This window comes from Streptomyces phyllanthi (assembly GCF_009377205.1).
Taxonomy (GTDB): domain Bacteria; phylum Actinomycetota; class Actinomycetes; order Streptomycetales; family Streptomycetaceae; genus Streptomyces; species Streptomyces phyllanthi.
The window spans coordinates 1-13,370 of the sequence record NZ_VJZE01000253.1 but is presented as its reverse complement, the minus strand read 5'-3'; the positions used below and the strand labels follow the sequence as shown (position 1 = coordinate 13,370).

Sequence of the window (13,370 nt, the reverse complement as noted above, 5' to 3'; positions counted from 1 at the left end):
GGGTGCTGGGGTGCCGGGGTGCCGGGTGGTGGGTCCGAACCCGTCATGGAGCCACGCTCACAGCTCGAGCGTGAACCAGGTGGTCTTTCCCCGCTCGTCCGGGCGAACGCCCCAGTTGTCGGCGAGGGTGTCGACGAGGAGAAGGCCGCGTCCGGATTCCTCGTCCTCGGCGGCCGGCCGCGGCTGGGGCAGGTGGGGACTGAGGTCGCTGATCTCGATGGCGAGGTTGGTGGCGGTGCGGCGCATGTGGAGCACGAGCGGGCCTTCCGCGTGCTGGACGGCGTTGGTGAGCACCTCGGAGACCAGGAGCCGTGCGTCGTCGGCCTTGTGGGCGCAGTCCCAGGCGGTGAGTGTCTCGACGACGAAGGAGCGGCCAGTGGCCACCGCGGAGGCGGTGGCCGCCAGTTCCGTGCGGACGGTGTCCAAGGGGGCGTCGGGGATGCGCGCGAGGAGCAGGGTGACATCGTCGTCGTGGCCCTCGGCGTCGGGCAGCAGGGCGGCGAGTACGCGGTCGGCGGCGTTCTCGAGGCCGCGCGTGCGGGTGAAGGCGTTTTCGAGGGCCGTGGTGAGCTTGTCGATCTGCGTCTCGATGTCGCTGCAGGGAGTCTCGACCAGGCCGTCGGTGTACAGCACGAGGGTGGCGCCGGGCGGGAGGACGGCGCTGGACTGCTGGTAGAAGATGTCGCCGACACCCAGGGGTGCGTTGACGGGCGCGGGAAGTCTGCGGACGCCACCGGGATCGGCGACCAGGGTGGGCAGGTGGCCGGCGGAGCAGACGGCGACGGACCCCGCGTCCGGGGCGATGACGAGATAGCAGCAGGTGACGAGTTGGTCGGGGACGTCGAGGTCGGCGACGACCGCGTCCAGGGCCTGCATCAGCTGGCGGGGCTGCATGCCGGTCTTGGCCAGGGCGTGGGCGGCGGAGCGCAACTGCCCCATGACCGCGGCGGCTTCCAGGCCGCGGCCCATGACGTCACCGATCAGGACACCGACTCGGCCGGCGCCGAGCGGGATCAGGTCGAACCAGTCGCCGCCCACGCCGGCGCCCTGGGTGGCAGGCCGGTAACGGCTGGCGGCGGCCAGGCCGGGGATCGCCGGTGCGGTGCCCATGAGGCTGCGCTGGAGAGTGAGGGCGATGTGCTTCTGCTGCTCGTACAGGGCGGTGAGTTCCGCCTCGGCGCGCTTGCGGTCGCTGACGTCGCGGACGATGGCGCACGCGCCGATGACGGTGCCTTGGGTGTCGCGGGTGGGCCAGAGGGTGACGTCGACGTCGATCCCGGCGCCGGTGCTGGTGAGCCGGAGCGTTTCGAAGTGCTCGATCTTCTCGCCGTGCCGCAGCCGCTCCAGCAGCTGGATTATCTCGTCCTTGCTGTCGGGCGGCGCCAGCATGGACACGTGCTGCCCGATGGCCTCCTCGGCCGAGTAGCCGTACAGCCGCTGCGCGGCGGCGTTCCAGTAGGTGATGCGGCCGTCGAGAGTCTTGGCGAGGATCGCGTCCTGGGACGACTCGACGAAGGCGGCGAGCTCGTTGATACGGGCTTCGGCGGCCTTGCGTTCGCTGACGTCGCGGACGGCGGCGGAGACGAGGAGGCCGTCGGCGGTCTCCAGGGGGCTGAGGCTGATCTCGACGGGGAACTCGCTGCCGTCCTTGCGCAGTCCGTGCAGTTCCAGTCCGGCGCCCATCGGCCGTACTTGTCGGGTGGTGGCGTAGCCGTCGCGGTGCCGGGTGTGGTGGGCGTGGAACCGGCTGGGGATGAGGATCTCGACGGGGCGGCCGAGGAGTTCGTCGCGCTGGTAGCCGAAGAGGGTCTCGGTCTGGGCGTTGACGAGTCTGATGGTTCCGGTGTCGTCCACGATCACCATCGCGTCCGGCGCGGCCTCCAGCAGCCCCCGGAACCTCTCCTCGTCAGTTCCAGGCTCGCTCGTGGTGCAATGCCCGCGCTGTGCCCGCTCGATGGCTCCTGCCGGGTCGGTTGGCACTGGCGTGATCGTATCGCCCATATCGGCCCCAACTGACTGGTGGTTCACAGTGAATCGGGCCATCCCAGCGCGTCCCGGTCACCCTCGCCCTCGCCTGGCGCTTACTGGCTCCGTGTCGCCCGTGTCTGCCCGCTTGCGACCGGGCATCGTCCCCGTCTGACGCGAACGGGAAGGATGTCGTGACCCCGCCGGTCAAATCCCGTCACCGATACTGCGGTTGGTAGCCGGAGGATCCCCGGCTCCGCCACGACCGGCTGCGCTTTCCTGGTGCTGAGCCTTCCTGGTGGTGTCGGGGGTGGTCGCCCTCGTCGGAGTGGCCGTACTCCAGGGCTGCGGCTCGGCGCCCGGGGGCCTGTGGACCGAACCGGGAACGCGCCCGCGTGCGCGGCTCAGAGCGTGAAGGCGGTGAACGCCTCGGTGATCTCCTCGCGGTCCGCGCCCTGTGCCAGGAGTTCGCGGAGCAGGAGGCGCGCCTGGTACGGGCCGAGATCGCCGGCCGGGACGAGGCCACGGCCGATCAGGTCCCTCTCGGATCCCGGATAGCCGTAGGTCCCGGTCAGGACAGGGCCGTTGTCGATACGCGAGGCCAGGAGCACGGGGATCCGCGTGGCGAGCCGTTCGAGGTTCTCGACGAGCCGCCCGGGCACATGGCCGACGCCGAACGCGGCGACGACCAGCCCGTCGCACAGCCCGTCCCACGCCGCGAGCAGCTCGCCGTCGTCGCCGAGGCCGACCGTGTACAGGCCCACGCGTACGTCACGCCCTCGCGGCTGAGTCAGGGGTGCCAAGGGTGTGTGCCGGCGTGGTGGCGCGGTGGTCAGCCGTACGCGGTCCTCGGCGATGCGGCCGACGGGCCCGGCGCCGGGTGACGTGAAAGCGGCGGGACTGGTGGTGTGGGACTTGCGGACATGGCGTGCCGCGTGGATCTCGTCGTTCAGCACGACCAGTACACCAGCGCCGCGGAGTTGCGGCGCGGCCGCGGCGAGGACGGCCGCGTACAGGTTGGCGGGTCCGTCGGGGCCGGCCATGGTGGGGTTGCGCATGGCACCGGTGACGATGACGGGCTGTTCGCGGTCGTGACGAAGATCGAGGACGAACGCTGTCTCCTCGATCGTGTCGGTGCCCTGCGTGATCACGACTCCGTCGACGTCGCCGCCGGTGAGGGCCCTGTCGATCTCCGCGCCGAGCTCCGCGAGGTCGTCGAAGCCGAGCGAGGCACCGGGCACACGGCGGAAGTCGTGCACGCGCAACTCGATGCCGAGTTCTTCCAGGTGGGGGACGGAGGCCAGAAGGTCATGGGCGGAGAGCGCAGGGACCACGCCACCGGTCACCGGATCGGTGGTCATGGCGATGGTGCCGCCGAGAGAGTAGACGGCCACCGTCCTCGTGACACCCATCCTCGACCCCAACTCCCGTCCGCGCGCGGCCTGAACGTCTCTCACCTCTCGGGAACCCCGGTGCAGGCTATCGGGTGCCCTGTATGGGCGCCGGGCAGGTACCCAGGAGGGGATCACCGCCTGGGCACACCGGTGGGCTCCCACGAGCGGGCGCATGCTCACCGTGCTGTACGGCGGCTCCTCGTACGACATCCGCTTCGGGACCGTGGCCGGGTGGCCCCGGGCATTGGAAAGGGGGCGCTGCGGGCCGCTCGTGGCAGGTCCGCAACGCCCCCTGGCAGTCACCTGAGGGGGTGCCTCAGGAGTCCGTCGGCGTGACGCCTCTCGACTAGGAGTTGACCTGCGCGGCCACGGTGTTCGAGAAGGTGGTCAGCCGGGTGTAGATACCGGGGTACTGCGCGTCGGCGCAGCCGTAACCCCAGGAAGTGATACCTGCCAGGACGCCCCCGATCATCAGGGGACCGCCGCTGTCGCCCTGGCAGGTGTCCACGCCGCCGGAGGTGTAGCCGGCGCACACCATCGAGCTCGCGATGTACTCGGAGCCGTAGGAGCTGGAGCTGCCGCAGACCGAGTCGGCCACGATCGGCACGGTCGCGGTGCGCAGCTGGTTGGAGGAGGAGCCGCCCGAGGAGGTGGTGCCCCAGCCGAGGATGCGGGCGGTGGTACCGGCCGCGTACACGCCGGTCTGGCTCGCGGTGACGTACGGCGCCGTGGTGTACGGCATCGACGTGCCCAGCGTGATCACGGCCACGTCGCTGGTCATGTTGGAGCTGTTGTAGTTCGGGTGGATCCAGATCCTGCTGACCGTGGCGACGGTGCCGTTGGTGCCGTTGCGGTAGGTGCGGCCGCCGACGACACGCGTGTTGCCGGTGGTTCTCCCGACCATGCAGTGGGCCGCGGTGATCACCTTCGTGGGCGAGACCAGGGTGCCGCCGCAGAACTGGCTCTGCGAGGCGTTCGTGATCTGCATGACGTACGGGTACGCGCTCGCGGTGGTCGTCGTGCCACCGACGATGGGCTGCGGGGCGGCGACGGCGGCGGGGGCGCTCAGCAGGGCGGCCGTGGCGGCGGCAGCGGTGGCCGCGGCGGCGAGCAGAGTCTTCTTGGCGCGGTTGAACCCGAACAAGTCGGTCTCCATTCGTGGGGGTTGCCGGTGGGGATCGCGCGGGTGGGGGGTGGTGCACCGGGCCGGGAGTTCGGCTCGATGTGCCCATGCGAGCGGCACGCCCTCAAGCTAGAAGTGGCGAGGATCAGCCCCCAATTGGGGAAGCCCCTAGGCGAGTTGGGGAGGGAAAACCCTCGATGACCCCACGAGGGGTTTGAACGTAGGCTGGCCCGAGGGGCCGGCTCCCGTGTCCCGGGTCGTACGTCCCGGACGGAGCGGCCCCTGCGGACAGGCGAGTACGGGCAGGCCCGGGCCGTACGCCCCGGGGCGAGTTCGTCCGCAGGTCTCGGGAAGAGACCAGTTCGTACGTCTCGGCTCGCACGTCTCGGGGAGGTCAGTTCGTACGGTGTCCCGCCGCCAGCCGCACGATGTCCACCCGCGACCGGATACCCAGCTTCCGGTAGACCCGCGTGAGGGTCGCCTCGACCGTCTTGACGCTGATGTACAGCCGCCCGGCGATCTCACGGTTGGTCGCACCCTCCATCACGAGCTCGGCGACCTGACGTTCGGTCGCGGCGAGGACGGCGAGCGCGTCCAGCGTGGCCGGGGCCGGCGCGGGGACGGCGGGCGGCCGTGGCGCCGGGGCGGCCGTCGCCTGCTCGGCCTGTCTGAGCCAGGGCAGCGCGCGGCAGCGGCGGAAGAGCCGGGTCGCCTCGTCGTACGACGCCGGTCCGGGCCGGGACGCGCGCAGCCCGGCCAGGGCGTACGCGGCCCGCGCCTCCTCCAGGCCGTAGCCCAGCTTGGCCAGCCGGTCCTGTACCGACGTCAACTGGCGTACGGCGGCGTCCTGGTCACCCCGCGCGGCGCGCACCAGGGCCTCGGAACGGTCGAGCACGGCGAGCACGCTCTCGCGCCCGAGCCGCAGCGCGCGCTCCCGCGTGGCGTCAATGAAGTCCTGCGCCTCGGCGTACTCGCCGACGCGCACCAGCGCCTCCGCCAGGTCGCCGTGCCAGCGCCCGCGCGCGGGATCGGTGACTCCGAGGCCCTCCTCCAACTCCCGTACGCGGCGCAGGGACTGGACCGTGCCCGGTGCGTTCCCGGCCACCAGCTGGGCGTACCCGAGGGCGCCCAGGGCGCGGGAGAGGTACATCTGGTCGCCGTCCGCCTCGGCGTGCTCCACCGCCTCTCGGGCGAGCGCCAGCGCGCGTTCCACGTCGCCGCCCGAGGCCTCCGCGAGGGAGGTGAGCATGGCCGACCCCACCTCGCCGATACCGCTGTCCCGCGCCAGGCGCAGACTCTCCCGGGCCAGGTCGAGTGCGCGGCCGCAGTGCCCGGAGCGCAGCTCGGTCTCGGCGAGGCTGCGCAGGAAGTGCACCTCGCTCTCGCACATCCCGCGCCGGCGAACCTCACGCAGCAGCGAGGTGATCGTCGACCGGGCCTCGGCGAGCTGGTCGCTCATGATCAGCCAGCGGAAGCGGGTGTAACCGGCGCCGTTGTGATGGCACGCCAGCTGGGGGTCCTGCGGCTCCTTCAGTGCCCGTTTGATGGTCGTGGGCGCGTCAGGGTGACCCATCAGGGTCTCGGCCTGGGCCTGGAAGGACAGCGCCAGGAGCTCGGTGCGCCGGTCGGCGGCCCGCGCGGCCAGCTCCGCCGCGTGCGCGGCCTCCTCGCGGCCCACGGCGAAGTCGCCCTCCACGACCAGTCCCCGCCAGGCCAGCTGGTAGTGGACCAGGCCCAGCAGCCGCGGGTCGTCGCCCGCGTCCGCCAGTGCCTGCGGGTAGAGGGAGTCGACCTCGGTCAGGGCGTGCCCGGCCGATTCGATCACCACCATCCAGGCCCGCACCCGCTCGGCGGGTTCGGTCGCGCGGGCCAGCACCTCGCGGGCGATGTCCCGCGCCAGGTCGTTCTCCCCGGCGGTCAGCGCGTCCTCGGCTGCTTGCAGCCGCCGCTCGTCCGCCCCGGGGACGGCGTCCGCCGGGGTGTGCCGGGCCGCGAGCAGCCCCAGCTCCGCGGCGACCGAGGGGGCGCCCCGGTCCCGGGCCGCCGCCGCGGCCTCACCGAGCTTCGCGGCGACCGCCGGGTCCGTGCCGGTGGTGGCCAGGGCCAGGTGCCGGGCGCGCTCGATGGGGTCGGAGGCCGCCGTGGACAGCGCGACATGGGCGGCGCGCCGCTCCTGGGCGCCCGCCTCGGCGTACAGCGCGGCCGACACGAGGGGGTGCGCGAACCGTACGCCCGGGCCCTCGCGCTCGGGTGCGAGCAGGCCGAGCGCGGCGGCCTGCGCGGTCTCCGCCTCCGCGTTCGCGCGGCCGGCCGCGTGCAGCAGGGCCAGGGTGGGGCGGGCGCCGGCGCTCGCCACGAGCAGGGTGCGGCGGGCCTCCGCGGGGAGCATGTCCAGCCGGTGCAGTACGAGGGCGCGCAGCGAGGTCGGTACGGGCAGTGGCTCGCCGGGGCGCGGCGGGGTCGGGTTCTCGGCCAGGGCGCGGCCGAGCTCCAGGGCGAACAGGGGGTTGCCGCCGCTGGTGCTGTGGATGTCCCGGACGGTCGAGCGGGGCAGGCCGGTATACCCGCGGTGTCCCAGGAGCTCGGCGACCTGCGCCTTGGTGAGCGGGTTGACACGGGCGGCCAGGGTGTCGGGTGGCAACGCGCGTAGATGGCGGTCCTGCTCATGGTTCTGGGGGTCCGTCGCGGTGCGTACCGCGCACAGCATGCGGACCGGCATCTCGCCGAGGCGGCGGGCGGCGAAGCCGAGCAGTTCGGCGCTGGCCGGGTCCAGCCACTGGAGGTCGTCGGCCACGATCAGGACGGGGCCCTTGGCGGCGAGTGCGCGCAGGACCGACAGTACGGCGAGCCGGAGGGCGAGGCCGTCGCGCTGGAGGGTGGACTCGCCGCGGCCGGTGAGCGCGGACTCCAGGGCGTCGCGCTGCGGGGCGGGCAGGCGGTCGGAGACCTCGTCGATGACCAGGCCGAGGAGGTCGGCGAGGGCGAGGAACGGGAGGTGGGATTCGGACTCGGTGGCCGAGCAGCGGAGTACGGTGCGGGCGGAATCTGTGTATTCCGTGGCCAATGTCCGCAGAATGGTGGACTTTCCGATGCCGGCCGGGCCGTGTACGAGCACGCTTCCGCCGCGGGTGAGTTGCTCACGCGCGCCCGTGACCACGTCGTCCCGGCCGATGACCAGGTCGGGGCGCGGTATGCCAGGCTCCTTGAGGTCCCGTTGCACGGTCCACCGCTCCCCTCGTGTGTCGTGTCGGGCCAATATTAGGCAACGAATCTTTGAATTTCGGACCGAGGTCGTGGTGAGGGAAATAACAGGCGGGGAGACAGAGGTCCAGGCAGAAAGTTGATTCTGTGGGATTGTGCATGAATCGGGGCCCGGGTAGGGGCGGCGGGGGCGATCACCCTCCGGGCTACGGCAGGAGGCCGGCCCGGCGGGCCGCCACCACCGCTTCCAGGCGGGTGTGCGCGCCCAGCTTCCGCATCGCCGAACGCAGATAACCCTTCACCGTCTCCGGACGGAGCCCAAGCCGTTCCCCCGTCACCGCGTTCGTCGCCCCCAGCGCCACACAGGCCAGCACATCCACCTCACGAGGCGTCAGCTCGACGTCACAGGACGAACGCTCCGCCGACACCGCCCCGGCCAGCCGCCCGCACGCCTCCAGCAACTCCGTCCGCAGCTGCGGATCCGCGATCCTCGGCGCCAGCGCCCGCAACGCCCCGTGCGCCTCCCGGATCTCCTCCCACGCGGCCCCCGACGCCCCCGGCTCCCGCGCCGCGGCCAGCAGACTCCGCGCCTCCTCCCGCACGACCAGCGCCTGCTCCACGTCCCGCGCCGCGTCCACCACCGCCGTCAGCGTCCGGTCACCCAGCGGCTGGGCCGTCCGCAGCGCGCCGTACAGCACACCGCGCACCCGGCGCCGTACGACGACGGGCACGGCCACCACGGACCGGATGCCCTCCGCTGCGACGGCCGCGTCGTACTCGTGGCTGATCTGGCGCGACACCGAGTAGTCCGTCACCGCGCAGGGCCGCGCGAGCGCCACCGCCTTGCCCCCGAGGCCGTTGCCGGACGAGACGGCGAGGGCCTGGAGCGCGTTCGTCCGATGGCCGTTGAGTTCGCTGATGCGCAGGTGCCGGTGCTCGGTCTCGAGCAGGCCGCCGAACGCCATCGGTAACCCCGTCGTGTGCCGCAGCCGTATCAGCGCACCACGCATCTCCGCCGCCCCGGCCGTGTCTGCCGTCACCCGCTCGTCCCTTCGCCGCGGTCCATCCCCCCATTGGGGGGTGGTGAGACCCGCATCACGCATTACACGATGTCAGAGGACCGTTGGGCAATGAACCGTCCGGCACTGAGCTGACCGGCGGCGAGGAGGAGACATGGCGGCGACGACGGGCGCCACGGACGAGTTCCGGGCGGCTCGGGATTTCCTGCTGGCGCACCGCGAGGACTATGCCACGGCCTACCGCGATTTCACGTGGCCCCGGCCCGAGTACTTCAACTGGGCCCTCGACTGGTTCGACGTGATCGCACGCGGAAACGACCGCACCGCCCTGCACATCGTCGAGGAGGACGGTTCCGAGGTCCGCGTCTCCTTCGCCGGGATGTCCGAACGCTCCGCCCGCGTCGCCAACTGGCTGCGCTCCCAGGGGGTACGCCCGGACCAGCGGGTCCTCGTCATGCTCGGCAACCAGGTGGAGCTGTGGGAGACGGCTCTCGCCGCGATGAAGCTCGGCGCCGTCGTCATCCCCGCCACACCGCTGCTCGGTACGGCCGACCTGCGCGACCGCGTGGAGCGCGGGCGGGTGCGACATGTCATCGTCCGCGCCGAGGACACCGGCAAGTTCGACGAGGTACCCGGCCGCTACACCCGGATCGCGGTCGGCGGCGCACCGGAAGCGGACGGCTGGCGCGCGTACGAGGAGGCGTACGACGCGTCGCCCGACTTCACGCCCCTCACGCCCACCAACGCCAGTGACCCCCTCATGCTCTACTTCACCTCGGGCACCACCGCCCGCCCGAAGCTGGTGGAGCACACCCATGTGTCGTACCCCGTCGGCCATCTGGCGACCATGTACTGGATCGGCCTGCGGCCCGGCGACGTCCACCTCAACATCTCCTCACCCGGCTGGGCCAAGCACGCCTGGTCCAACCTGTTCGCCCCGTGGAACGCGGAGGCGACCGTCTTCCTCCACAACTACACGCGCTTCGACGCCGGCCGGCTGATGGCGGAGATGGACCGCGCGGGCGTCACCACCTTCTGTGCCCCGCCCACCGTGTGGCGCATGCTCATCCAGGCCGACCTCACCGCGCTGCGCACGCCCCCGCGCGAGGCCCTGGCCGCAGGCGAACCGCTCAATCCCGAGGTCATCGAGCAGGTGCGCCGCGCCTGGGGCGTGACCATCCGGGACGGCTTCGGGCAGACGGAGACGGCGGTGCAGGTCTCCAACAGCCCCGGCCAGGAGCTGAGGATCGGCTCGATGGGCCGCCCCAGCCCGGGCTTCAAGGTCGTGCTCCTCGATCCCGTGTCGGGGGCGCCGGGCGCCGACGAGGGCGAGATCGCGCTCGACCTGTACGGCAGGCCCGTCGGTGTGATGGCCGGCTACCACGGCGACCCTGACCGTACGGCCGAGGCGATGGCCGGCGGCTACTACCGCACCGGCGACATCGGCAGCCGGGACGCGGACGGCTACATCACCTACGTGGGCCGCGCCGACGACGTGTTCAAGTCCTCCGACTACAAGATCTCGCCGTTCGAGCTGGAGAGCGCGCTGCTGGAGCACGACGCCGTCGCCGAGGCGGCCGTGGTGCCCGCGCCCGACGAGGTGCGGCTCGCCGTGCCGAAGGCGTATGTCGTGCTGGCCGAGGACTGGGAGCCGGGCCCGGACACGGCCAAGGTCCTCTTCGAGCACTCGCGCGAGGTCCTCGCCCCCTACAAGCGTGTGCGCCGGCTGGAGTTCGCGCCGCTCCCGAAGACCGTCTCGGGCAAGATCCGCCGTATCGAGCTGCGCGAGGCCACGGCCGCGGGCTCGGACGCCGAGTACCGCGAGGAGGACTTCCGATGAGCGGCAACGAGGGCGACGACTCCTCGACGGCAGCACCGAGTTACACGCACGGTACGAGCACGACACCCCTCCTCGGCGACACCGTCGGCGCCAACCTGGACCGCGCGGTCGCCGCCTACCCCGACCGGGACGCGCTCGTCGACGTACCGTCCGGACGACGCTGGACGTACGCCGAGTTCGGCGCCGCGGTCGACGAGGTGGCGCGCGGGCTGCTCGCGAAGGGGGTGCGGAAGGGGGACCGGGTCGGTATCTGGGCGGTCAACTGCCCCGAGTGGGTGCTCGTCCAGTACGCCACCGCGCGCATCGGCGCGATCATGGTGAACATCAACCCCGCCTACCGCGCCCACGAGTTGGAGTACGTGCTGGGGCAGGCCGGGATCTCCCTGCTCGTCGCCTCGCTCGCGCACAAGGGCAGTGACTACCGGTCGCTGGTCGGCCAGGTCGCCGGGAAGTGCCCGCGGTTGCGCGAGACGGTCTACATCGGCGATCCGTCCTGGGACGAGCTGACGGCGGGCGCGACAGCGGTCCCGCGCAAGCAACTCGCCGCCGCGGCAGCCGAGTTGAGCTGCGACGACCCCATCAACATCCAGTACACCTCGGGCACCACCGGCTTCCCCAAGGGGGCCACGCTCTCCCACCACAACATCCTCAACAACGGCTACTGGGTGGGCCGTACGATCGGCTACACCGAGCACGACCGGGTGTGCCTGCCCGTGCCCTTCTACCACTGCTTCGGCATGGTCATGGGCAACCTCGGCGCCACCTCGCACGGCGCGTGCATCGTCATCCCGGCTCCCTCCTTCGACCCGGCGGCGACACTGAGGGCGGTGCAGCGGGAGCGGTGCACCTCGCTGTACGGCGTCCCGACGATGTTCATCGCGGAGCTGAACCACCCCGACTTCGCGACGTACGACCTGTCCTCGCTGCGCACCGGCATCATGGCGGGCTCACCCTGCCCGGTGGAGGTCATGAAGCGGGTGGTCACCGAGATGCACATGGGGCAGGTCTCCATCTGCTACGGCATGACCGAGACCTCGCCCGTCTCGCTCCAGACACGCATGGACGACGACCTGGAGCACCGCACCGGCACCGTCGGCCGGGTCCTCCCGCACATCGAGGTCAAGGTCGTCGACCCGGTGAGCGGCCTGACCCGGCCGCGCGGCACGGCGGGCGAGCTGTGCACCCGCGGCTACAGCGTGATGCTCGGCTACTGGAACGAGCCGGAGAAGACCGCCGAGGCCGTCGACCCCGGCCGCTGGATGCACACCGGGGACCTCGCCATGATGCGCCAGGACGGATACGTCGAGATCGTCGGCCGTATCAAGGACATGATCATCCGTGGCGGCGAGAACATCTACCCGCGCGAGATCGAGGAGTTCCTCCACGCCCACCCCAAGATCGCCGACGTCCAGGTGGTGGGCGTACCGCATGAGCGAAACGGCGAGGAGGTCCTCGCCTGCGTCATCCCACGCGACCCGGCGGACCCCCTGACCCTGGAGGAACTCCAGGCCTACTGCGACGGCCGACTGGCCCACTTCAAGATCCCGAGCCGGTTGCGGATCCTCGACACCTTCCCGATGACGGTGTCGGGGAAGGTACGGAAGGTCGAGCTGCGCGAGAGGTACGCGGACCCGGCGGGCTAGACGGCTGGGGCCAGGGCTGGGGCTGGGGCTCCAGGTCCTGGGCTGCCCCAGGGGTGTCCTCGGGGAACGCGGTCGGACGCGGCTCCAGGCGGAGCTTGTGCCGGCATGAGGCGATCTGTTCGGCCGCCCAGCTCCGCAGAGCCCCGGTGTCATCGACCAGGTCGCGCAGCCGCAGCGTGGCTCGGTGGGCATCGACCATCCAGGGGATGTCCTCGGCGGCCAGTTGCCGCGCGGCCCGGGTGAGCCGGTCCCGAGCCGTTGGCACGTCGCCGGTGAGTCCTGCGGTGATGCCGGCGTGGTGGTCGTCCCAGGGGTGTCCGCGCCGAGCGGGAGTGGCAGTCAGGTGCCGGGCGGCGTTCCGCAGGCTGCTGAACCGTTCGCGGTACTCGGTGACGCGGTCCGCGGCCAGCCGTGCGAGGTCCATCGCGAGAGGCTGGAACTGAGCCTCGCTCCGGAACGGCTCGTGACCGGCCTCGCGGCCGCCGGTGTGGAACGCCACGTGGTCGGTGTTGTCCCAGAGCCACATGGCGCCGACGTTGAGGTAGGAGCCCTGGCTCCAGCTCGACGGCTGGAACTCGACCACACCGAGCCACCATCCGTGGTCGTCGACCCACGTCCGTGAACGGCCGAGCCGGCGCAGCCCGAGCGGCCGGAGAACCTCACGGGCAGCGTCCGTGACCAGTCGTGACGCGGGAGAGACAGCAGCCATGCCGAGCATTGTGGGCCACGAGTGTGGTGACATCGTCGCGGGTCCCGCAACGCGTCATGCCCGTGTGCGGGCGCGCGTCGCGATCAGTTCGTGTGCCGGGTCGTTCACCGGCCGCGGTGTGCCCATGAGGTCCAGGACGAAGAGGGCGACGGCCAGTTCGTCGGCGCGCTCGCGGGCTTCGGGGCCGTACTCGGCGAGGGAGAAGTAGACACCGCCGGCCGACTCCGTCATGGCCGTCAGCCACAGGCACTCCACGTCGCGCGGTGAGGCGGGGCGGACCGTCGGGTCCACCAGGGCCAGGACGCCCCGCCCGGCGAGTCCTATCCCGGAAGGTGGCCGCTGGTCAGCCCGGCATGAAGATTTTGTTCGTGGTGCCGTCGCCCCACTGGACGTTCGCGCCCTTGATGTTGGTGCCGCGCTTGTTGACGTTCTTCCGCGCGGGCGTCCAGTTCAGGGCCGGGTCGCTGAGCGAGGGG

At 71.7% G+C, this 13,370-nt stretch carries 8 protein-coding genes and 1 pseudogene; 2 read left to right on the top strand and 7 right to left on the bottom strand.

Annotated elements, in window-relative coordinates; genetic code table 11:
- Positions 1 to 57: 57 nt before the first annotated feature.
- From FNH04_RS46745 to FNH04_RS28680, 5 genes are all read right to left on the bottom strand, one after another.
- Complete coding sequence (locus FNH04_RS46745; RefSeq protein WP_407704141.1) at positions 58 to 2,043, bottom strand: PAS domain S-box protein; 1,986 nt, start codon at positions 2,041 to 2,043, stop codon at positions 58 to 60.
- Between the two features lie 326 nt (positions 2,044 to 2,369).
- The gene (locus FNH04_RS28695) at positions 2,370 to 3,377 is read right to left on the bottom strand and encodes an asparaginase (protein WP_152788688.1); all 1,008 of its coding nucleotides are present in this window, start codon (positions 3,375 to 3,377) and stop codon (positions 2,370 to 2,372) included.
- A 328-nt stretch (positions 3,378 to 3,705) separates the two neighbouring features.
- Positions 3,706 to 4,503, bottom strand: a complete 798-nt coding sequence (locus FNH04_RS28690; RefSeq protein ID WP_152788690.1) for a S1 family peptidase — start codon at positions 4,501 to 4,503, stop codon at positions 3,706 to 3,708.
- 373 nt (positions 4,504 to 4,876) lie between these two features.
- Entirely contained in the window at positions 4,877 to 7,702 is a 2,826-nt protein-coding gene (locus FNH04_RS28685; protein WP_322724114.1) for a helix-turn-helix transcriptional regulator, read from the bottom strand.
- A 187-nt stretch (positions 7,703 to 7,889) separates the two neighbouring features.
- Positions 7,890 to 8,723 carry a response regulator transcription factor gene (locus FNH04_RS28680; protein ID WP_322724112.1) on the bottom strand — a complete coding sequence of 278 codons (834 nt, stop codon included), beginning with the start codon at positions 8,721 to 8,723 and terminating at the stop codon, positions 7,890 to 7,892.
- 133 nt (positions 8,724 to 8,856) lie between these two features.
- Here FNH04_RS28680 and FNH04_RS28675 point away from each other — a divergent pair, with 133 nt between their 5' ends.
- The gene (locus FNH04_RS28675) at positions 8,857 to 10,542 is read left to right on the top strand and encodes an AMP-binding protein (protein WP_152788685.1); all 1,686 of its coding nucleotides are present in this window, start codon (positions 8,857 to 8,859) and stop codon (positions 10,540 to 10,542) included.
- Positions 10,539 to 12,185: an AMP-binding protein gene (locus FNH04_RS28670; RefSeq protein ID WP_152788684.1), complete on the top strand. Its 1,647-nt coding sequence runs from the start codon at positions 10,539 to 10,541 to the stop codon at positions 12,183 to 12,185. Before FNH04_RS28675 ends, FNH04_RS28670 begins: the two co-directional genes overlap by 4 nt.
- Here the strand turns inward: FNH04_RS28670 and FNH04_RS28665 are convergent.
- Together FNH04_RS28665 and FNH04_RS28660 are read right to left on the bottom strand one after the other, a co-directional pair.
- Positions 12,079 to 12,894 carry a hypothetical protein gene (locus tag FNH04_RS28665; protein WP_152788683.1) on the bottom strand — a complete coding sequence of 272 codons (816 nt, stop codon included), beginning with the start codon at positions 12,892 to 12,894 and terminating at the stop codon, positions 12,079 to 12,081. The two genes, FNH04_RS28670 and FNH04_RS28665, sit on opposite strands and share 107 nt — an antisense overlap.
- A gap of 54 nt (positions 12,895 to 12,948) precedes the next feature.
- A pseudogene (locus FNH04_RS28660) lies at positions 12,949 to 13,245 on the bottom strand (hypothetical protein); the annotation flags it as partial.
- Between the last annotated feature and the right edge of the window lie 125 nt (positions 13,246 to 13,370).

Coding starts and splice junctions, on each gene's coding strand:
- FNH04_RS46745 (WP_407704141.1), bottom strand. CDS start 2,043: ATGGCCCGATTCACTGTGAACCACCAGTCAGTTGGGGCCGATATGGGC.
- FNH04_RS28695 (WP_152788688.1), bottom strand. CDS start 3,377: ATGGGTGTCACGAGGACGGTGGCCGTCTACTCTCTCGGCGGCACCATC.
- FNH04_RS28675 (WP_152788685.1), top strand. CDS start 8,857: ATGGCGGCGACGACGGGCGCCACGGACGAGTTCCGGGCGGCTCGGGAT.
- FNH04_RS28670 (WP_152788684.1), top strand. CDS start 10,539: ATGAGCGGCAACGAGGGCGACGACTCCTCGACGGCAGCACCGAGTTAC.
- FNH04_RS28665 (WP_152788683.1), bottom strand. CDS start 12,894: ATGGCTGCTGTCTCTCCCGCGTCACGACTGGTCACGGACGCTGCCCGT.